The following is a 20202-nucleotide window of genomic DNA, read 5'->3' on the forward strand; positions in this document are numbered from 1 at the left end:
TGGCCCCCACTCCCATCATGGCGTGTCGGGTGCGGCCTCGCGCTGTCGGCCGCGACCCCCGCCCGGCAGGGCCAGCAGGCGGGTCTCGCCCGGGGCCACGGACACCGTGCGGCCGGCCGACGCCACCTCGATCGGTTCCCGGTCGGAGACCGGCACCGTGATCCGCAACCGGCCGCCGCCCAACCGCAGGCGCACCCCCCAGTGGCCCCGGTAGCGGACCGACAGCCCGAACCGGGACAGCTCCGGCAGCGGCACGGGATCCAGCCGCAGCACCCCGCCCCGGCACTCCAGGCCGGTCAGGCCGCGCTGGACGAGGTCGAGGGTGCCGGCCATGGCGCCGAGGTGGATGCCCTCCCCGGTGGTGCCGCCCTGCACATCGGCGATGTCGCCGGTGAGGACCTCCTGGCAGAACCGCCAGGCGTCCGCCCGCCGCACCCGGGGCAGCACCCAGGCGTGGACGAGGCTGCTGAGGGTGGAGCCGTGGCTGGTGCGGCGCAGGTAGTAGTCGACGGTGCGCCGCCAGGCGGTGTCGTCCAGCTCGTGGCCGAGCCGCCGGAAGAGGCCGTGGAGCTCGGCCGGCGCGAACAGGTAGCCGAGCATCAGCACGTCGGCCTGCTTGGACACCTGGTAGCGGTTGACCGTGTCGCCCTCGGCCTCCAGGATCCGGTCCAGGCGCCGGATGTCGCCGTAACGCTCCCGGTAGCGGTCCCAGTCGAGCTCCGCCAGCTCGCCGTACCCGTCGAACTGGCTGACCACCCCGCGGTGCCAGGGCACCAGGAGGCCCCGGGACACCTCCTCCCACACGTCGAGCTCCCCGCCGTCCAGCGCGGTGCGTTCGTACAGGTCCCGGCGGCGCGGCTCGGGCAGGGAGCGCAGCAGGTCGAGGGCGCGGGCCAGCACCCACGCGGCGCTGACGTTGGTGTACGCGTTGTCGTCGATGCCGGGGCGGGAGGCCCCGGGGTAGGCGTCGTGGTACTCGTCGGGACCTACCACGCCGAGGATCCGATACCGTCCGCGGGCGCTGTCCCAGGTGGCCGCGTCGGCCCAGAACCGGGCGATCTCGAGCAGCATCTCGGCGCCCTTGGTGTGCATGAACTCCGCGTCGCCGGTGGCCTCGCCGTACTGCCACACGTTGTACGCGATCGCCGAGCCGACGTGGTGCTGGAGCCGGGAGTGGTCGGGCAGCCAGCGTCCCGAGCGCGGGTTGAGGTGCAGCCGCTGGGTCTCCTCACGGCCGTCGCTGCCGCTCTGCCACGGGTACATCGCGCCCGCCCGGCCGGCGTCGCGGGCCGCGAAACACGCTCGTTCCAGCCGCCGGTGGCGGTAGTCGAGCAGTGCCCGGGACACCTCGGGGAAGTGCAGGTTCAGATACGGCAGCACGAACAGCTCGTCCCAGAACACATGCCCCCGGTACGCCTCGCCGTGCAGCCCGCGCGCGGGCACCCCCACGTCCAGGTCCGCGGTATGCGGGGAGAGCGTCTGCAGCAGGTGGAACAGGTGCAGCCGCAGGATCCGCCCGGCCTGGCCGGGCACGTCCAGCTCGCACGCGCGCCACAGCTGCTCCCACGCCCCGCGGTGGGTGTCGGCCAGCGCCGCGAAGCCCGGCGCACGGCCCACCCGGTCCACGGCGGCGTGCAGCGGATCGCTGATCGCCGGGTCGCGCGAGGTGTGCAGGGCGACGCACTTGTCCACGGTCACCGTCCGGCCCGGCTCCATGAGCGGCCGCAGCAGGAGACAGGCGCGCCCCGGCCCATGGGCGTCGGCGATGGCGGTGTCGCCGTCGGTGGTGGTGCGGGCGGCCATGCCGACGCGGATGTCGGAGGTGCTGGTGCGGCAGCGCAGCCAGACCGCGTCACCGCTGGGCGCGGTGCCGGTGTGCACATGGGTGAGGTGCCGGCCGGCCAGCTGCCGGTACCGGGCGACGCCGGTGTTGGCGACCATCCCGTCCAGCGCCGACTCCACCTCCAGCCTCCCCGCCCAGTCCTCGGCCGTGAACTCGGTCCGCAGCGCCGCCACATGCGGGTCGCCCATGTGGACGAGGCGCAGCTGCCGCACGGACAGGTGCCGGCCGGCGTGGTCCACGTACCGCGTGGCGCGTTCCAGGACGCCCGCGCGCAGGTCCAGGGTGAGCCGGTGGTCGAGCGGCGGGGCGGTGTCCGGCGAGAGCCACGGCGCCGGGGCCTCACCACCGGAGTCCTCGCCCCTGCTCCGGAAGCGCAGCGACAGCCAGTTGGGCAGGTTGACCAGGTCCTCGTTCTCCACCCGCCGGCCCGCCACCCGCGACTCCAGCCGGTTGTAACACCCGGCGACATAGGTGCCGGGGCCGTGCACGGGATCCGCCGCGCACTCCGGGAAGGCGCCCCGGGTCGCGAAGTAGCCGTTGCCCAGGGCGCACAGGGACTCCCTCAGCCGCTCCTCGGCCGGGTCGTAGCCCGTGTACTCCCAGGTCCATCCGGGCATCGCCGAACCCATGCGTCATCCCCGCCCCGGGCCCGCCGCGGGCAGCTCCACCACGACCACCGCCCTTCCCGGTGCGCTGTGTGCTTCCACCCTGCCCCGACCCCCGCGCGGTGTCAGCCCGGGACGCGCACGAGGGGCGGCGGAACGGCCCGGCCGATGCGACACTGGTCCCATGGGCGAGCGCGGCTCCGGCCGACTGCCCCGGGCCCGGTACGAGAAGGAGCTGCGCCGTCTGCAGATCGAACTCGTCAAGCTCCAGGAGTGGGTGCGGGCCGAGAGGCAGCGGCTGGTGGTGGTCTTCGAGGGGCGCGACGCGGCCGGCAAGGGTGGCGCGATCAAGCGGGTCACCGAACGTCTGAACCCGCGCGTGGCGCGGATCGTCGCCCTTCCGGTGCCGACCGAGCGGGAACGCACCCAGTGGTACTTCCAGCGCCACGCCGCGCAGCTCCCCGCCGCGGGGGAGATCGTGCTGTTCGACCGCAGTTGGTACAACCGCGCCGGCGTCGAACGCGTCATGGGCTTCTGCACCGAGGAGGAGTACCAGCGCTTCCTGCGCCAGTGCCCGGTGTTCGAGCGGCTGCTGGTCGAGGACGGGATCCTGCTGCGCAAGTACTGGTTCTCGGTCAGCGACGCGGTGCAGGAGAAGCGGTTCCGCAAACGGCTGAGCGATCCCACCCGGCGCTGGAAGATCTCGGCGATGGACCTGGAGTCCATCACGCGCTGGGAGGCGTACTCCCGGGCCAAGGACGAGATGTTCGCGCGCACCGACATCCCCGAGGCCCCCTGGTACGTCGTCGAGGCCGACGAGAAGCGCGCGGCCCGCATCAACATGATCGCCCATCTGCTGTCCACCGTGCCCTACGGCGACATCCCGCTGCCGGACCTGACCCTGCCGCCCCGCCCCGCGCCCACCGGATACCAGCGGCCGCCCAGGCTCCTGCAGACCTACGTGCCCGACCACGCGGCCTCGCTCCTGGCGCGGGACGGGGATCCGGCCGCGGACCCGGAAGCATGACCGCCCCGCCCACCGTGGCGGCGGCAGGACTGTCGCGTGAGGAGGCGGCGCGCCGGCCGGCACCGTGGTCGTCCGGGGCCGCGGCCGCGTCCGGATCACCGGCACCGGCGCGCACAGCGCGCTCGGACGGATCGCCGTGCTGATGGGGACCCCCCGGCCCGACCCCGCTGCAGCGCCGACTGGCCCGGTTCGGCCGGGTGCCGGCGGCCGCCACCGTCGCCCTGTGCGCGCTGGTGCTCGCCCTGGGGCTGGTGCGGGGACAGCCGGTGGAGCTGATGTGATGGTCGTGGCCGCGATCAGCCTCGCCGTCGCCGCCGTACCCGAGTCCCCGCCCGCCGTGATCACCCTCGCGCTCGCGCCGGGGGCGCGGCGGATGGCGGACCGGCGGGCCATCGTCCGCCGGCTGCCCGCCGTGGAGACCCTGGGGCCGGTCGCCGTGCTCGCCACCGACAAGACCGGAACCCTGACCGAGGGCCGGATGGCCGCCGAGAAGCTGTGAACGCCCCAGAACGCCGAGGACTCGTGGGCCCGCTCCTCCCAGGCAGGCGGCCTCGCGCTGACGGCCGCCGAAAGGGCCCCATTGAAAGGGCCCCACCGAGAGGCCCCCGACGGACGGCACATGGCGGACGGCTCGGCGACCGGCTCAGAGGAACTGCTGGACCACCAGCACGGTGGCGCTCGCCACCGCAAGCACCATGGCGACGGCCCTGGTGCGCCGCGTGTCCAGTCTGCTCGACAGCGGGCGGGCGAGCAGCACTCCGATCGCCGCCGCCGGCGCCAGCAGGGCGGTGTACCGCAGGCTGTCCGGGTGCACGGAGCCGGTCGCCGCCAGGGCGGCCAGGCTCATCAGGGACCCGGCCAGGAAGAACCCGCTCATCGTGGAGCGCAGCGCCGGCCCGCTCAGGCGCTGCCAGACCATGGCCATCGGCGGCCCTCCGATGGAGGTGGCCGTGCCCATCACCCCCGACACCAGGCCGGCCAGCAGCACGGACCTGCGCCCGGGCCTCGGCACGAAGCCGCGCAGGCTCACCGCCACTCCGGCCAGGACGACCCCGGCGACGAGGAAGGCGAGGTACCGGGCGGGCAGCACGGCGACCAGCGCCGCGCCGCCCAGCGCGCCCGGCACCCGGCCGACCAGCGCCCACCCCGCTCCCCGCAGGTCCGCGTGTCCGCGGTCGAGCGCCAGGACCGCGGCCGTGACCCCGGTGGCCAGGAGCAGGACCACCACCGGGGTGAGCGAGGGATCCAGCGCCGCGATCACCGGGGCGGCGAGCAGGCCGAGTCCGAAGCCGATGGAGACCTGGAACAGCGCCCCCACCGCCACGGTGGTGAACAGCAGGGCGAACTCCGGCGGGCTCATGCTCCCCTCGGCCCGGCGACCAGCGGGAAGTGGCACAGGGCCGCGTGCCGCCGGTCCCCGGTGTCCGCCCCGGTGTCGGCCGCGGTGTCCGCCCCGGTGTCGGCCGCGCCCTCGCGGGTGACGGCGGAGGGAGCGGTCTCGGCGCACCGGGCCTCGCTCTTCCAGCAGCGGGTACGGAACCGGCAGCCCGAGGGGATGGCGTACGGGGAGGGGATCTCCCCGCGCAGCGGGATCTCCTCCTCGAGCGCCCGCCCGGACACGTCCAGCGTGGGCGCGGCCGACATGAGGGCGGCGGTGTACGGGTGCAGCGGCCGGTCGAAGACGTCCTCGGTGCGGCCGTGTTCGATGACCTTGCCGAGGTACATCACCGTCACCCGGTCGGAGACGTGCCTGACCACGGACAGGTCGTGGGAGATGAAGACGTACGAGACGCCGAGCCTCTCGCGCAGTTCGGAGAGCACGTTGAGCACCTGGGCCTGCACCGACAGGTCCAGCGCGGACACCGGCTCGTCGCACACGATGAGGTCGGGGTCGAGCGCCAGGGCGCGGGCGATGCCGATGCGCTGCCGCTGTCCGCCGGAGAACTCGCCCGGATAGCGGTGGGCGTCGCTCTCCCGCAGCCCCACCAGGGACAGCAGCTCACGCACCCGCCGCTCCCGGTCCTTCGCCGTGGGCACGATGTCGCGGTGGGTGCGCCACGGCTCACTGATGAGGTCGGCCGCGGACATCCGGGCGTTGAGCGAGGCGAACGGGTCCTGGAACACCATCTGTACCCGGCGCCGCCAGGCCAGCAGCTCCTTGCCCTTGAGGGCGAACGGATCGGTGCCGTCGAAGCGGACCCTGCCCGAGTCCGGCCGCTCGAGACCGAGCACCACCCGGGCCAGGGTCGATTTGCCGCAGCCGGACTCGCCCACCAGGCCGAGGGTCTGGCCGCGCATCAGCCGTACGTCGACCCCGTCCAGCGCGGTCAGCCGCCGGCGCCCGTGGCCGAACGCCTTGGTGACGCCCCTGACTTCGAGCAGCGGCGGGGAGCCGGCCGCCCCGGGGCCCCGTGGGTCGGGGGCGGTGGTCTCGGTGAGGGCGGTGTCAGACATGGTCGAGCTCCTCGGAGAAGTGGCAGGCGGCCGAGCGGGAGGCGCTGACGGACACCGGACGAGGACGTTCCTGGGCGCAGCGCTCCCTGGCCAGCGGGCACCTGGCCTGGAAGACGCAGCCGGAGGGCACCGCGCTCAGCTCGGGAGGGCTCCCGGGTACGGCGGGCAGCGGGCGGCCCCGGACGGCGTGTTCGGGGACGGAGTCGAGCAGCCCCTTGGTGTAGGGGTGGCGGGGGCGGGAGAAGACCTCGTCCACCGGGCCGGTCTCGACCACGTTGCCGGCGTACATCACCACCACGTCGTCGGCGCGCTGGGCGACCACCGCCAGGTCGTGGGTGATCAGGACGAGCGCCATGTCCCGCTCGGTCTGCAACTCCCGCAGCAGCCGCATGATCTGGGCCTGCACGGTGACGTCGAGCGCGGTCGTGGGCTCGTCGGCGATCAGCACATCGGGGTCGAGGGCGACGGCCATCGCGATCAGCAGACGCTGGCGCATCCCCCCGGAGAACTGGTGCGGGTACGAGCGGGCCCGCAGCCGCGGCTCGGGGATGCCGACGCGGGTCATCAGCTCGACCGCCTTCTCCGCGGCGTCGCGCCGGGACATCCCGCGGTGGATGCGGAACGGCTCGGCGAGTTGCCTGCCGACCGGCTGCACGGGGTTGAGCGCGGTCAGCGCGTCCTGGAAGACGATCGACAGCACGGGGCCGGCGAGCTTTCTGCGGCCCGCTCCGTCCAGCCGCAGGACATCGGTGCCGGAGACCCGTACGGATCCGCCCGTCACCTCGGCCACCGGGTCGAGCAGCCCGACGATCGACAGCGCGGTCATCGACTTGCCGCAGCCGGACTCGCCCAGCAGGGCCAGGGTGCGCCCCTTGCGCACGCTGAAACCGACACCGTCCACGGCACGGACCGTGCCGGAGGGGGTGCGCAGATCGACGCTGAGCCCCTCGACCTCGAGCGCGACGGGACGGTCCGCGGCGGGCGCGGGCAGGGTTGACGGCTTCACGCGATCATCTCCGGGGGAACGGCGGCTCGAGCGCCGCGTCGCTTCTTGGGCAGCGTCAGACGCCAGCGCTGGCCGGGGTCCGTGGCCAGGCGCACCCAGGCGGCGAGCACCGTGGCCGACACGGTGGTGAGCACGATGGCGATCCCCGGCAGTACGGCGATCCACCAGGCGGTCTGCAGGTACTGGCGGCCCTGGGCCACCATCAGGCCCCAGCTCACGTCCGGGGGCTGGATCCCGATGCCGAGGAAACTCAGCGAGGACTCGGTCAGCATGACGAAGCAGAAGTCGAGCGTGGCCACGGTGAGCAGGGTGGGCAGCGCGATCGGCAGGATGTGCCGGTAGATGATGTTCCGGCTCGGGGTGCCGAAGGTCCGGGCCGCGTCCACGAACAGCCGGCTTCTGAGCTCGGCCGACTCCGCGCGGGCGGTGCGCAGATAGACGGGGATGCGGGCGATGGCGAGGATCAGCACGATGTTCAGCGCGCTGGGCGCGAACACGTACAGCACGACCACCGCGATCAGCAGGGAGGGAAAGCTGAGGATGACGTCGGCGACGCGCATGGCGACGTTCTCCCGCCACCCGCCGTGGTAGCCGGCCCACATGCCCAGCGCGGAGCCGATCACCAGCGAGCACAGCACCGCGGGCACCGCGACGTACAGCGTCGTCCCGGCGGCCTCGACCAGCCGGGCCAGCACGCTGCGGCCCAGCACGTCCGTGCCGAGCAGCCCGTAGAAGCCGTGGTCGAGGGAGGGCGGGCGCAGCGAGGCGCCGAGGTCCTGCCGGATGGCCCGGTCGCCGATGAACAGCCGGCCGAACAGGGCGACGAGGAACACCAGCGCGAGGACGACGGCGGCGACGGCCGCGCCCCGGTCCCTGCCGAGCAGCCGCCACCAGCGGGGCGGCCGGGTGCCCGGGGAGCCGTTCTCGGTGCCGGTGCCGGTGCCGGTGCCCGTGCCGATGCCGGTGTCGGGGCGGGGGGTGGGGTCGGTCATCGTGACTCCTTCGCTCATGCCGGCACCGCCTGGCGCACTCGGGGGTCGATCAGCGCCTGGCAGACGTCGACGAGGATGTTCAGCGCGAAGATCGTCACCGCGGTGATCAGGACCGCGGCCTGCAGCACGGCGAAGTCGCGCTGCAGAATCGAGTCGATCATGAGCTTGCCGATCCCGGGCCACCCGAAGATCGTCTCCACGATCACCGCGCCGTTGACCAGGCCGACCGTGAGGTCCCCGGCCACGGTCAGCACGGGGGTGACGGAGTTGCGCAGGGCGTGCCCGAACACCACCCGCCCGGCGCCGGCCCCCTTGCTGCGGGCCACCTTGACGTACGGCGCGGACAGCGCGCCGACCATGCTGCCGCGGACCACCTGGACGAGCACGCCGAAGGGCCGGATCAGCAGGGTGGCGACGGGCAGCACCCAGATCTCGGGCCCGCCCAGGGTGCCCGAGGTGGGCAGCAGGTCCAGGCCCACCCCGAAGACGAGCACCCCCATGATGGCGAACCAGAAGTCGGGGATGCTGGCCGCGGTCATCGACAGCAGACCGGCGATCCGGTCGATGAGCGAGTTGGGCCGGTAGGCGGCCAGGCTGCCCACCAGCAGGGCGCCGAGGATCGCCAGGAGCATCGTCATGCCGGCGAGCTGGAGGGTGACGGGAAACGCGTCGAGCACCATCGTCGTGGCCGACTGCCCGGTGCGCAGCGAGGTGCCGAAGTCCAGTTGCGCGGCCTGGGTGAGGTAGTGCCACAGCTGCACCGGAACGGAGTCGTCGAAGCCGTGGGCGGCGGAGAACTCCGCGCGCTGCTCGGGGGTGGCGCTCAGCGGCAGGTAGAGGTCGACCGGGTTGCCGGTCAGGCGTGCCAGGCAGAACACCCCCAGTACCACGAACACCAGGGGGATGGCGCTGGAGATGATGCGCTTGCGCAGGAAGGTCGTCATGTCAGTGCTGTCCCGCCTTCACGGGGCTGACCTCGGCCAGCCGCATCTCGTCTCCGGTGGCGGAGTTCGGCCGGTACCGCACCGACGGGGACAGGCCGAGCAGTCCCCGCATATGGGCGAGGTAGGCGTACTGCGCGACGGTCCTGTTCTGGTAGCCGAGCAGTTCGGCGAAGGCCTTCTGGCGGGCCTTCCCGGACAGCTCGCCGGCCGCGGCGACGCGCCGGTCCAGCTCGCGGGTGCCGAAGGTGGACTGGGGGCCCTCGCTCAGCAGGTACTGACTGGTGGTGAAGGCCGCGTCGCCGGCCTGGTTGCCGTGCATGACCAGCATGGCGATCGGCCCGACGCCGCGGGGCAGCGGGCGCAGCTGGTACTGGAGACTGGTGGCCGTGTCCGCCATGCGAATCCTTACGTTCAGCCCGATCCGTGCCATCTCGTACTGCAGGGCCTCGGCCGTCTCGGCGATGCCGGCGAACTGACCGTTGCGCGCGACGAGGGTGATCCGCCGGTTGACGGGGACGCCGTCGGCGGCCGCCTGCCGGACCAGCTCGCGGGCCGCGGCCACGTTGTACGAGGGGGGCACCAGGTCGTCGTTGTGGCCCACCACACCGGGCGGGACGAGTTGCGCGGCGGGCTTGGCCAGCCCGCCGAGAAGGGCGTCGATGATGCCCTTGCGGTCGATGGCCATGCCGATCGCCCGGCGCACCCGGATGTCGTCGAGCGGCGCCTCACGGCCGTCCAGCCGCAGGGCGGTGGTCTCGTTGTTGGGGTAGGCGACGGAGTTGTCCTCGGTGGCGTCCATGGGGTCCAGCGAGGTGGCGATGTCGGCCTCACCCTTGTTGATCATGGCGGCGCGGACGCTGGCGTCGCTGCGCCACACATAGGTGGCGCGCGGGTAGGCGGGGGCCTTGCCCCAGTACGTGTCGTTGCGGGCGAGGGAGATCGAGACACCGGTCTGCCATCTCCTGACGGCGTAGGGGCCGGTGCCGATCGGTATGCGCACCTTGGCCTTGGTGTCGGTGGTGCGCGGCACGATCTCGATGAAGCTGATCCGCAGTGGGATGATGGGGTCGGGCTTCTTGGTGGTGACGGTCAGCCGGGTGGCGGAGACGGCGCGTACGTCGAGCTTCTCGTCGCCGAAGACATAGCCGTCCACGTTGCAGGCGAGGTCGGAGTTCACCGCGCGGTCGATGGAGAAGGCCGCGTCCTTCGCGGTGAACGGCTGCCCGTTCTGGAAGGTCACGCCGGAGCGGATGTCGAAGGTCCATGTCCTGGGCTTCGTCTGGCGCCAGCCGGTCGCCAGCAGCGGCTCCAGTTTCCCCGAGGTGGGGTCTCGTTCAACCAGCGGTTCGGTGATGTTGGAGCGGACGACGACACCGGTCGCGGTCGTCGATGACTCGCAGGGCTCCAGGGTCGGCGGTTCCTGGGTGAGAACCACCCGCAGGGTGCTGCCGTCCGCGCTGCCGGTGTCACCGGCGGTGTCACTGTTCGCCACGGCGCAGGCGCTGGTCAGCAGCATGATGCCGGAGGTGAGAAAGGTGAGGACCGCATGACCCCGGCTCGTTCCCGGGCGCGGGATGGAGCGTACGGAGGACTTCATCGTCGGCGTATCTCCGAAAGGGCTGAAGTGGTGCTGCCGGAGACGCGACTGTCGACATGGCCGTCCATACATGCGTACCCGGTCCGCATTTGTAAACGCCGAAGCTAAGGGTGAGGTGCGAGGGCGTCAAGAGATCTGACGAAAGGGCCGGTTGCCGGAGCGCGAGCCGGTGGCGGTGGCCTTCCCGGCCTCGCTTCGATACGGAGAAGGTATCGGGCGATACCCTTTCGGCCTTGGACACGCATGGGAATCGGCCCTACGCTCCCGGCCATTCCACAAGAACGGGAGTGGCTCCCATGCCCAGCTCAACCGTGCTCCAGGTCTGTCCGCTGCTGTCCTCCCTGGAGACCGCGCTGGCCGCGCACCATCACACCGTACGTCTCGCCGAACTGCCCGACCCCGACGCCTATCTGCGGGAGCACGGCGGCGAGGTGGTGGCCGCCGTGACCAGCGCCCGGATCGGCGTGTCGAACGACCTGATGGACGCCCTGCCCGCGCTCCGCGCGATCGTGCACTTCGGGGTCGGCTACGAGACCACGGACGTCACCCGGGCCCGCGCCCGCGGCATCGACGTCAGCAACACCCCCGATGTGCTCACCGACTGCGTGGCCGACCTCGCCGTCGGCGCCCTGATCGATGTGATGCGCCGGCTGTCGGCCGCCGACCGCTTCGTCCGCCGCGGCGCGTGGCAGGAGGGGGCGGCCTTCCGCCTCTCCGCCAAGGTGAGCGGGAAACGCGTCGGCATCCTCGGGCTCGGCAGGATCGGCCGCGCCATCGCCCGCCGGCTGGAGGGCTTCGGCACGGAACTCCTCTACTGCTCGCGCACGCCCGCCGAGGACGTGTCCTACCGCCGGGTGGCATCGCCCGCCGCGCTCGCCGCGGAATGCGACGTGCTGGTCGTGGCGGTCTCCGCGGGCGGCACCACGCAGGGCCTCGTTTCGGCGGAGGTGCTCGACGCGCTCGGCCCCGCCGGCTACCTGGTCAACGTCTCACGCGGCAGCGTCATCGACGAGCCGGCTCTGGTGAAGGCCCTGGTCGACGGCCGGATAGCGGGCGCGGCGCTGGACGTCTTCGCGGACGAACCCCATGTCCCCGAGGCGCTGCTCGACCTGGACACGGTCGTCCTGCTCCCGCACATCGCCAGCGCCACGCACGAGACACGCGAGGCCATGGGCGAACTCGCCTTCCGCAACCTGCACCGGTTCATGACCGAGGGCACGCTCGTCACACCGGTACCGGCGGGACGCTGACCCCGGGGGCCGGCCGGGCCGCGGGCCGGCACGCAGGGCCGGGGCGCGCCGCCACCGCCCGTCAGCCCAGCCGCGCCACGTCGAGGGCCATGAGCGCCACGTGCAGTTCGGCCCGTCGCTCGCCGGACTCCAGATCGCAGCCGAGCAGCCGCTCGATGGTGTGCAGACGCTGGTAGAGCGTCTGCCGCGACAGGTCGCCGCGGCGGGCCGCGGTCGTCTTGTTGCCCGCGGCGTCCAGGTAGTGGCGGAGGGTCGGCAGCAGGTCCGTGCCGTGCCGGGTGTCGTGCTCCATCAGCGGGCCGAGCTGCCGCTCCACATAGCTCTGGACCCGTACGTCCTCGCGCAGCGCGTGCAGCAACTGCCGCAGGCCGATGTCGGACAGCTCGTGGAAGGACTTGCCCGGGGACCCGGGCAGAGCCGCCTCCGCCACGCGGGTCGCCTCGCGGAAGGAGCGGGAGATGTGGCGCAGATCGGTGACCTCGGCGCCGACGCTCACGACCGCACGCTCGTCCAGGGTGAGCGCGGTGCGGCTCAGCCGCTCGACCGGGGGCCGCCAGGGCTGCGAGGGGCGCAGGGAGAGCAGCGCGCCGAGGCGCCCCGGGGCCAGCTCGCCCACGAGGGCCGGTACGGCCGCCATCCGCAGCTCGTGGACCATCCGGCCCTCCAGCTCCTCCGTCTCCTCCCGGGCGCGGGTGTCCACCAGGAGGGCGAGAAACCGGCTGTCCTCGGTGGGCAGACCGAGCGCGGCGGCGCGGGCCCGGGCCGCGTCGGGGGACCGGTGGCGCTGCTCGGCGATGTCCCTGAGCGCGCCGCGGTGCGCCCTGCGCTCCCAGTGCGTCGGGTGGATGAGACGGGCGATGGTCAGGGCCATCGCCACCCGCTCCAGGACGGTCACGTCCTCGGAGCCGAACGCCGGCATGTGGTCCGGTGTCCTTCCGCCCGGGGCCGGGGGAGGGCCGGGCAGCATCACCACGCGTCCCCACCGCTCGCCCTGGTACTCCACGGGTGTCACGAGCCAGCCCTCCGGCCCCGCCACGCCGGTGTGCTCACCGGAGGGGGTGGCCCGGGAGCGCCGTTCCCAGTCGGCGAGGGCGATCTCCACACCCCGGTCGGCGGGTTCGCAGATCATCGCCTGGTGCACCAGGTTCTCCAGCACCACCGTGTGGCCGCTCATCTCCGCCGCGGCGCGCACCACGTCCTCCGGAGCGGCCCCCCGCAGCGTCAGGGCGGTGCAGGTCTCGTGGATCCGCTGGGTGCGGCGCATCGCCTCCATCTGCTCGCCGAGGATCAGCGTATGGACGACCTGGGTGACCTCCAGGAAGTTGACGTCCCGGGACAGGGTGACGAGCGGCAGCCCCCGGGACCGGCAGGCGCGGATGAGCGCCTCGGGCGGGCGGTGGTACCGCCGGACGAGCTCGATCACCAGCGCGGCCGCCCCGACATCGGCGAGCTCGGCCACGTACCGGCGCACCCCGGCGGGTTCCTCCGGCAGCGGCACGCCGGTGGTCAGCACCAGCTCGCCGCCCTTGAGGAACGAGGCGGGGTCCGTCAGCTCGGTGATGTGCACCCAGCGGACCGGCCGGTCGAGGCGGTCCTCGCCGGTGACCACCCGCGGCTGTCCGGCGGCCACGACGGGCAGCGCCAGGACGTCGGCCACGGTGAGCGGACGGCCGACCGCCCGCGTTTCCCCGTCGTTCGCGTGCGGCAGCCGATCCGTTCGGTGGTTCTCGCTCACGGAGCCTCCTGACGTGTCCGGTCACTGTGACAAGCGTTCCTGACCTGCGCAAGAGCGGCCGGCGAGCGCCGCCGAGGGCCGGGCCGGCCGCTCCCGGCCCCGGGCCGCGGCTTCAACGCCTGCGCGCGGGCCCGGACTTCTCCCGGGACACCACCGGGCCAAAGCGGCCCGGCCGGTGGCAGGATTCGGTGCATGACCAATGCCCGGGAAGTGACCTGTCGTCCCCTCCGGAAGCGCACCCTGTGGTTCTTCGCCGGACTCGGGGTGGCCGGGGCGACCCTGGCCGGGGCGCGCCTGGCGTACCGGGGACGGCTCGTGGACGTGTGGCTGGGCATCGGCCTGCTGCTCGCCCTGGGTGGCGTCGCGGCGCTGCACCAGGCCACGGTCCGGACCGACGCCGACGCGCGGGGCATCCACTGGCGGACGTGGTGGCGCCGCCGGAGCGTGTCCTGGCCTGACGTCGCCGACCTGCGCGTAAGCCTGAGACATTCGAACAACTCCCGGGTCCAGAACACCCGTCGCGTCGTCCTGGTGCTGCGCGACGGCCACAAGCGGCTGCTGCCCCTGCCGCGGAGCTGGTCGTCCGAGGACCCGGAATTCGACGCCACGCTGGACGCGCTCCGCGCGCTGCACCGCCGTTACGGGGACCCCGAGTCCAGCCACCTGCCGGTGGTCTCGTACCGCACCGCCGGGGCCGGCCGGGCCGGGGCGCTGAGCGTGTGCGCGCTGCTGCTCGCGGGCGCGGGGGTGGCCGCGTGGTTCGTGCCCGGCGCCGCCTCCGACCAACAGGCGTGGAAGTCGGCCCGCCCGTGCGCGGCCGGGACGGCCGCCGCGGAGCGCCGCGAGTGCCTGACCACCCTGCCGGCCGTGATCGCGCGGACCGAGGACAGGGGGCCCAAGCGGGGCGGCAGGCTGTACTTCACCGACGGCCGGCCGCTGGAGCGGCTCGCCGTCAACCAGGAGGCCGCCCAGGAATTCCGGCCCGGCGACCGGGTCGAACTGACCGTCTGGCGCGGCGAGGTGCGCCAGGTCGCCGGCGAGCGCTTCGTGTGGCGCGAGCACGTCAGCGGCCCCGGGGAGCTGGCCGTGGTGGCCGCCGTGCTCGCCCTCGCCGCGGGCTACCCCGGGGCGCTGGTGGTGCTGCGGCTGCGGGCCCGCCGACTGCCCGATGACGACGTGCTGCCCTCGGCCCTTCCGTTCGTGGGCGCGCTCGTCGGCACCGCCCTGTGGCTGCTGCCGCTGTGCTATCTGCACCCCACGTCCCTGCTCGGCTCCCCCCGGACGGCCACCTGGGCGGCCGCGGGCTCGCTGACCACCCTGGGCCTGCTGGCCTGGGCCTGGCGCGCCACCCGGATCCGTATGCCCGAGGGTACGGACGCGGCGCCCGGGGCGGCGGAAACGGCCGGCGGGGCCGACGGGGAAGGCCAGGAGGTGTTCGTGTCCGCCCGCTTCCTGGAGGACACCGACTACAACCCGCACGGCTTCGGCACCCACATCGTCCTCGGAGACGGCCCGCCCGCGGTGATCCCCCACCCCGGCCCGGGCCGGTTCGCCGCCAGGCGGATCCCGGTCGAGCGGCTCACCGTCAAGGACGTGCGGCGGGCCCGGGGCAGCGATGGCGACACCGTCCCCAGGAGCTGGCACATAGCCGAACTCGACGACGCGGGGCGGCCGGTGCGCCTCGCGGCCGACCCGGCCGATCTGACCCGCGTCCTCCGCGAGTTCCGCGCGCGCTGACCCGGACGGCCCGAAATCCGGTCCCGCCCCACCGCACCACAACCCTTTCCCGGGCTCGATGGTCAAGGTGAACGAATGGCGTACCCAGGCCCAACCGCCGGTGCACAGACGTGCCGTGGCCGCCGGGCGAACCGACGTACGGGAGAAGACATCGATGCACCGTCCCCTCCGCCACCGGGCCGATGCCCCCACCCCCCGCCCCAAGGGCGTGGACGGCGCCCCGATCGCCGCCGTGGCCGCGCTGCTGACCGCCACCCTGGCGGTGTCCGGCCCGCTCGCCACCTCCGCGGCCGCCGCCGCGAAGGCCGAGCCCGTCGTCGACTTCAACGGTGACGGCTACGCGGACCTCGCCGTCTCCGCCCCCGGCGGCACGGTGTCGGGCGCCGCGGAGGCGGGCTATGTCTCGGTGCTGTACGGCTCCGCGGCCGGCGTCGACACCGCGCACCCGCGTCTGATCACGCGGGCCACCGAGGGCGTCCCGGGGGATGTCGAGCCGTACGGCGCCTTCGGCCGCACCACGGCCGCCCGCGACCTGGACGGCGACGGCTACACCGACCTCGTCGTGGGCGACTTCACCGCCCCGGCGGTGCTCTGGGGCTCCGCGAAGGGCCTGCGGACCGGCACCGCGCTCCCCGGGCCCGCCGACTCGCCGGCGGCGGGCGACCTCAACGGCGACGGCCACGCCGACCTCGTGACCGCCGGCGACCAGGGCCTCGACGTGCGCTACGGCCCCTTCTCCCGCGCCGGAATCCCTTCCTCCACCCAGGTCCTGCCCTTCAAGGACGGCGACCACCCCAAGGCCGTCGCGGTGGGCGACATGACGGGCGACGGCGCCGACGACCTCGTCACCAGCCACAGCTTCGACGATGTGCAGGGCAAGTCCCGCTTCTGGGCCGGTGGGAAGGACGGCGTGAGCACCACCTCCAAGACCACCGGCCACTACACGACCGGCGGGGTCGTCGCCGACGTGAACAAGGACGGCTACGGCGACCTGGTCGCCCAGCAGGGCAACCAGATGTCGGAGGACGGCGACTGGGTCGCCGGCGCCGTCCGCGTCGTCTACGGCTCGGCGTCCGGCCCCTCCACCCGCACCACGAAGATCACTCAGGACACGCCGGGCGTCCCCGGAGTGAGCGAGGAAGGCGACCACGACCAGCACCCCGGCGATCTGTTCGGCTACTCCCTTGCCGCCGGCGACGTCACCGGCGACGGCTACCCCGACATCGCCGTGGGCGTGCCCGGCGAGGACATCGGCTCGGTCCACGAGGCGGGCGCCGTCGTCCTGCTCAAGGGCGGCGCGGCGGGCCTCACCGGCAAGGGCGCGCAGGCCTTCCACCAGTCGACCCCGGGTGTGCCCGGCAGCTCCGAGGAGGGCGACTACTTCGGCCGGAGCGTGCTCCTCTCCGATGTCAACGCCGACCACCGCGCCGACCTGACCGTGGCCACCCCCTACGAGGACGGCGCCCACGCGGACTCGGGCGCCGTGTGGGTGCTGCGCGGCTCCAGGTCGGGCCTGACGACCGGCGCCGTCCAGTCCTTCGGCCCGCGCGCGCTGGGCGCGCCGGAGAAGGAGGCGCGCTTCGGGGACGGCGTGGCGCGGTAGGGAACCGCCCAGCGGCAGGACCGGCGGCAGGAGGGGCCCGGCGCGGGGGTCCGGGCCCCTCCTGCCCTGTCGCTACGGCCGGGGGCCGACAGGGTGCTCACCGCCGGACCCGGAGAAGACCGGGCGTTCCCAGGACCCCGTACCGGACGCGTTTTCCGGTTGACCGGCCGAAACCGCCTGCTCGGCCCAGATGACCTTGCCGTCAGCGGTGTAGCGGGTGCCCCAGTGCCGGGCGAGCTGGGAGACCAGGAACAGCCCGCGGCCGCCCTCGTCGGTGGCCCGGGCCCGACGCAGGTGGGGGGAGGTGCTGCTGCCGTCGGAGACCTCGCAGACCAGGCTCCGGCCGCGCATCAGCCGCAGGTGCACCGGAGGGGCGCCGTAGCGCAGCGCGTTGGTGATCAGTTCGCTGATGATCAGCTCGGCGGTGTCGGCGTCCTCCTCCAGGCCCCACGCCCGGATGCGCCGGGTGCACTCGGCGCGGATGGTGGCCACCTCGGCCACGTCGAACGGCACGTCCCACTCGGCCACGTCCTTTGGGTCGAGCACCCGCGTGCGGGCCACCAGCAGCGCGACGTCCTCGCTCGGGCGGGCCGGGAGCACGGTGGCGAACAGGCCCTGGCAGGTCTCGTCCGGGTCGAGGTCCGGGCGGTCGGCCAGGGTGCGGCACAGCCGCTCCAGGCCCTTGCCCAGGGCGCGGTCGTCGTCCTCCAGAAGCCCGTCGGTGTACAGCACCAGGCGGCTGCCCGCGGGCGGTGAGAGCTCGACCGCCTCGAAGGGCTCCCCGCCCCGCCCCAGGGGCCGGGAGACCGGCACCGCCGGGGTGTCCACGGCGCCGTCCGGGCCCACCAGCACGGGGCCGGGGTGGCCGGCCCGGGCCACGGTGAAACGGCCGCACACCGCGTCGTAGATCCCGTACAGGCACGTGGCTCCGGCGATCCGGACGCCGTCGCCGTCTGTGCCTGCGTCTGCCTCTGTGCCTGTGTCCGTGTCCGCGTCGGCGCCCGCGTCGTGTTCCAGGTCGAGGCGGGTGACCAGCTCGTCCAGGAGGGAGAGGACCTCGTCGGGGGGCAGGTCCAGGGCCGAGAAGTTCTGCACCGCCGTGCGCAGCCGGCCCATCGTGGCCGCCGCGTGCAGGCCCTGCCCGGCCACCTGCCCGACCGCCAGCGCGACCCGGTTGCCGGGGAGGGGGATGACGTCGAACCAGCCACCGCTCGCCCCGCCGGGCGCGGGCAGATAGCGGGAGGCCACCTCCACGGCCTCCTGATCGGGCAGAGTGCACGGAAGCAGGCTGCGCCGCAGGGTGCTGACCATGGCGTGTTCGCGGGCGTAGCGACGGGCGTTGTCCACGCAGACGGCGGTCCGGGCGGTCAGCTCCGCGGCGATGGCCAGGTCCTCTTCCTCGAACGGCACGCTGTCCCGGGTCCGCCAGAAGTTGGCCAGCCCCAGGGTGACCCCGCGGAACCGCAGCGGAACCGTGATCAGCGAATGGATTCCGTGGTCGAGCGGCCGCCGGCCGTCGTCGCCGTACCCGACGGCCTCCCCGGGATCGGCCCGAAGGACGGCGCGGCCGGTCCGCAGGGCCTGGTGCTGCGGCGCGGAGGGCGGGTAGACGGCCCGCTCGCCGGGGCGGAAGAGGAGGTGTCCGGTGGTGTCCCCGCCGGCCGCCGTGCGGTGCAGCACCTCGTACGGCGGCGCGGGCTCCTCGCCCCGCAGCACCGGATCCAGCAGCTCGACGGTGACCACGTCGGCGAACCGGGGGACGGCCACCTCCACGAGCTTTTCGGTGGTGCCGGTCAGCTCCAGCGTGGAGCCGATGCGCACACCGGCGTCGTACAGCAGCTCGAGGCGCTCGCGGGCCGCCTCCGCCCGGCCGGACAGCAGCCGCAGCTCGGTGGTGTCCCGCAGCGTCGCCGCGCTCCCGGCGGGGCCGCCCGCACGGTCCGTGGACCGGACGTTGACCGCCAGGAGCCGGTTTCCGGACGGGTACACCTCGTCCGTGGCGGGGCGCCCCGACGCCAGCAGCTCCGCCAGGCGCGGCTCGATGCCGAGTTCGCCGATGTGGCGCCCCTCGGCGTCCGGAGCGAGTCCCAGCAGTTCCCGGGCCTCCTGGTTGGCCAGCAGCAGCCGCCCGTCCGCCGCCAGCACCAGCACTCCTTCGCGGACCGAGTGCAACACCGCGTCGTGGTGCTCGTACATCCGCGTCATCTCCGCGGGCCCCAGGCCGCGGGTCTGCCGCCGCAGCCGCCCGCTCACCAGCGCCGTCCCGCCCGCGGACAGGGCCAGCGCTCCGGTGGCGGCACCGAGCAGCGCCGGCAGCCGACCGTTCACCACGCCGTTCACGCTCTCGATCTTGACCCCGACCGACACCCCGCCGGCCAGGCTGCCGTCGGGCTTGGCGATGGGGACGGCGGAAACCACGGAGGGGCCCTGGCTCGCCCGGAAGATCCGGGTGATCGTCTCTCCGGCCAGCTCCCTGCGGACCACCCAGGCGGGCCCGATGATCCGCTTGCCGATCAGCCCCGTGTCGGGATGGGTGAGACGGATCCCGTGGGTGTTGAACACCACGACGCTGTCGACACCGGAGCCCTTCCGCGCCGCCTCGGTGGGGGACTGGAGCAGCGCGGTCGGATCGTGGGTGGTCATGGCCTCGGACACGCCGGGGGACCGGGCGAACGTCTCGGCCACCGCCAGGGATCGCCGCCGGGCGTCCGTGATGCTCTGGCTCCGGGCCTGGAGCGCCAGGATCGCCACCCCCGCGGCGACCAGCACCAAGATCAAGAGAAGCTGCAGGACGAACACCTGACCGGCGACGCTTCGCACACTCCGCAGCGGCCCCCTCCGTCCGCGCGACGGTATGGAGGCTCCGGGCAGGGGCCGCGGCCGGTAACGGCTCCGAGCCGTCGCGGCATGTCTGCTCATGTCCGCATTTATACATTCCTTTCGTCGTGGGTGACAGGGTCGGCCGTGATCAGGCCCCTGAGCTGGGCGTTCGCGCAGCGCGGCGCCGGGCCGTTCCTGGGGCGGCCGGATCCCGTCGAGCAGGCCGATGAGCCGGTCGTTCAGCGCGGACGGGCTCGGCCCGGTTGCCGACGAGGGGGCGCCGGTGCCGGTCCCCCTGCCGGGGCGCGGGGCGACGGCGGCTCGTCCATGGGATGGTCAGCGGCGCGGCTTCGAGGCCCACGCCGCCGCCGGGTAACTCACGGAACACTCCCTTTCGTTGTTCCGTTCTGTTACCTTCCTTGTCCTGCCATGAAGACCATAAAAACCAAGCCGATACCCTTCCCGGGTGGCCCGTCGGGGAGCTGGTGATCCGCGCCGTGGTTACCTTCGCACAGTTGAAGGCGCTCGACCCCGCCCAGTTCGAGGAGGCGGCGGACGGCTGGCACAAGGTCAGCAGCAGCGCGAGCGC

The 20202-nt window shown here is 73.6% G+C and carries 14 protein-coding genes; 5 read left to right on the top strand and 9 right to left on the bottom strand.

What is annotated here, in order from left to right; translation table 11 throughout:
• Positions 1–15 precede the first annotated feature (15 nt).
• Positions 16–2460 (bottom strand): glycoside hydrolase family 65 protein, encoded by a 2445-nt coding sequence (locus ABFY07_RS31795; RefSeq protein ID WP_346177824.1) that lies wholly within the window; start codon positions 2458–2460, stop codon positions 16–18.
• 172 nt (positions 2461–2632) lie between these two features.
• Here ABFY07_RS31795 and ppk2 point away from each other — a divergent pair, with 172 nt between their 5' ends.
• Together ppk2 and ABFY07_RS31805 are read left to right on the top strand one after the other, a co-directional pair.
• Positions 2633–3475 (top strand): polyphosphate kinase 2, encoded by an 843-nt coding sequence (gene ppk2, locus ABFY07_RS31800; RefSeq protein ID WP_346177812.1) that lies wholly within the window; start codon positions 2633–2635, stop codon positions 3473–3475.
• Between the two features lie 280 nt (positions 3476–3755).
• Positions 3756–3974 (top strand): hypothetical protein, encoded by a 219-nt coding sequence (locus ABFY07_RS31805; protein WP_346177813.1) that lies wholly within the window; start codon positions 3756–3758, stop codon positions 3972–3974.
• 144 nt (positions 3975–4118) lie between these two features.
• Here the strand turns inward: ABFY07_RS31805 and ABFY07_RS31810 are convergent, their stop codons facing one another.
• The 6 genes from ABFY07_RS31810 to ABFY07_RS31835 are packed head-to-tail and all read right to left on the bottom strand — an operon-like array spanning position 4119 to position 10468.
• Positions 4119–4835, bottom strand: a complete 717-nt coding sequence (locus tag ABFY07_RS31810) for a sulfite exporter TauE/SafE family protein (RefSeq protein ID WP_346177814.1) — start codon at positions 4833–4835, stop codon at positions 4119–4121.
• Positions 4832–5929, bottom strand: a complete 1098-nt coding sequence (locus ABFY07_RS31815) for an ABC transporter ATP-binding protein (protein WP_346177815.1) — start codon at positions 5927–5929, stop codon at positions 4832–4834. Before ABFY07_RS31815 ends, ABFY07_RS31810 begins: the two co-directional genes overlap by 4 nt.
• On the bottom strand, positions 5922–6935 hold the full coding sequence (locus ABFY07_RS31820; RefSeq protein WP_346177816.1) for an ABC transporter ATP-binding protein: 1014 nt from the start codon (positions 6933–6935) through the stop codon (positions 5922–5924). Before ABFY07_RS31820 ends, ABFY07_RS31815 begins: the two co-directional genes overlap by 8 nt.
• Positions 6932–7927: an ABC transporter permease gene (locus tag ABFY07_RS31825; RefSeq protein WP_346177817.1), complete on the bottom strand. Its 996-nt coding sequence runs from the start codon at positions 7925–7927 to the stop codon at positions 6932–6934. Before ABFY07_RS31825 ends, ABFY07_RS31820 begins: the two co-directional genes overlap by 4 nt.
• 14 nt (positions 7928–7941) lie before the next feature.
• A complete protein-coding gene (locus tag ABFY07_RS31830) occupies positions 7942–8871 on the bottom strand; it encodes an ABC transporter permease (protein ID WP_346177818.1) in 930 nt (309 codons plus the stop codon).
• 1 nt (position 8872) lies between these two features.
• On the bottom strand, positions 8873–10468 hold the full coding sequence (locus ABFY07_RS31835) for an ABC transporter substrate-binding protein (RefSeq protein ID WP_346177819.1): 1596 nt from the start codon (positions 10466–10468) through the stop codon (positions 8873–8875).
• Positions 10469–10764: 296 nt separating this feature from the next.
• Here ABFY07_RS31835 and ABFY07_RS31840 point away from each other — a divergent pair, with 296 nt between their 5' ends.
• On the top strand, positions 10765–11718 hold the full coding sequence (locus ABFY07_RS31840; protein WP_346177820.1) for a 2-hydroxyacid dehydrogenase: 954 nt from the start codon (positions 10765–10767) through the stop codon (positions 11716–11718).
• A 61-nt stretch (positions 11719–11779) separates the two neighbouring features.
• Here the strand turns inward: ABFY07_RS31840 and ABFY07_RS31845 are convergent, their stop codons facing one another.
• Entirely contained in the window at positions 11780–13453 is a 1674-nt protein-coding gene (locus ABFY07_RS31845; protein WP_428837045.1) for a PucR family transcriptional regulator, read from the bottom strand.
• 192 nt (positions 13454–13645) lie between these two features.
• Between ABFY07_RS31845 and ABFY07_RS31850 the strand changes: the two genes are divergently transcribed.
• Both ABFY07_RS31850 and ABFY07_RS31855 read left to right on the top strand, forming a co-directional pair.
• A complete protein-coding gene (locus ABFY07_RS31850; RefSeq protein ID WP_346177821.1) occupies positions 13646–15190 on the top strand; it encodes a PH domain-containing protein in 1545 nt (514 codons plus the stop codon).
• A gap of 154 nt (positions 15191–15344) precedes the next feature.
• Positions 15345–16793 (top strand): FG-GAP-like repeat-containing protein, encoded by a 1449-nt coding sequence (locus ABFY07_RS31855; RefSeq protein ID WP_346177822.1) that lies wholly within the window; start codon positions 15345–15347, stop codon positions 16791–16793.
• Between the two features lie 72 nt (positions 16794–16865).
• Here the strand turns inward: ABFY07_RS31855 and ABFY07_RS31860 are convergent, their stop codons facing one another.
• Positions 16866–19712, bottom strand: a complete 2847-nt coding sequence (locus ABFY07_RS31860; RefSeq protein WP_346177823.1) for a SpoIIE family protein phosphatase — start codon at positions 19710–19712, stop codon at positions 16866–16868.
• Positions 19713–20202: the final 490 nt, after the last annotated feature.

The sequence above is a fragment of the Streptomyces sparsogenes subsp. cuspidosporus genome (genome assembly GCF_039532705.1).
In the GTDB taxonomy this organism is placed as follows: domain Bacteria; phylum Actinomycetota; class Actinomycetes; order Streptomycetales; family Streptomycetaceae; genus Streptomyces; species Streptomyces sparsogenes.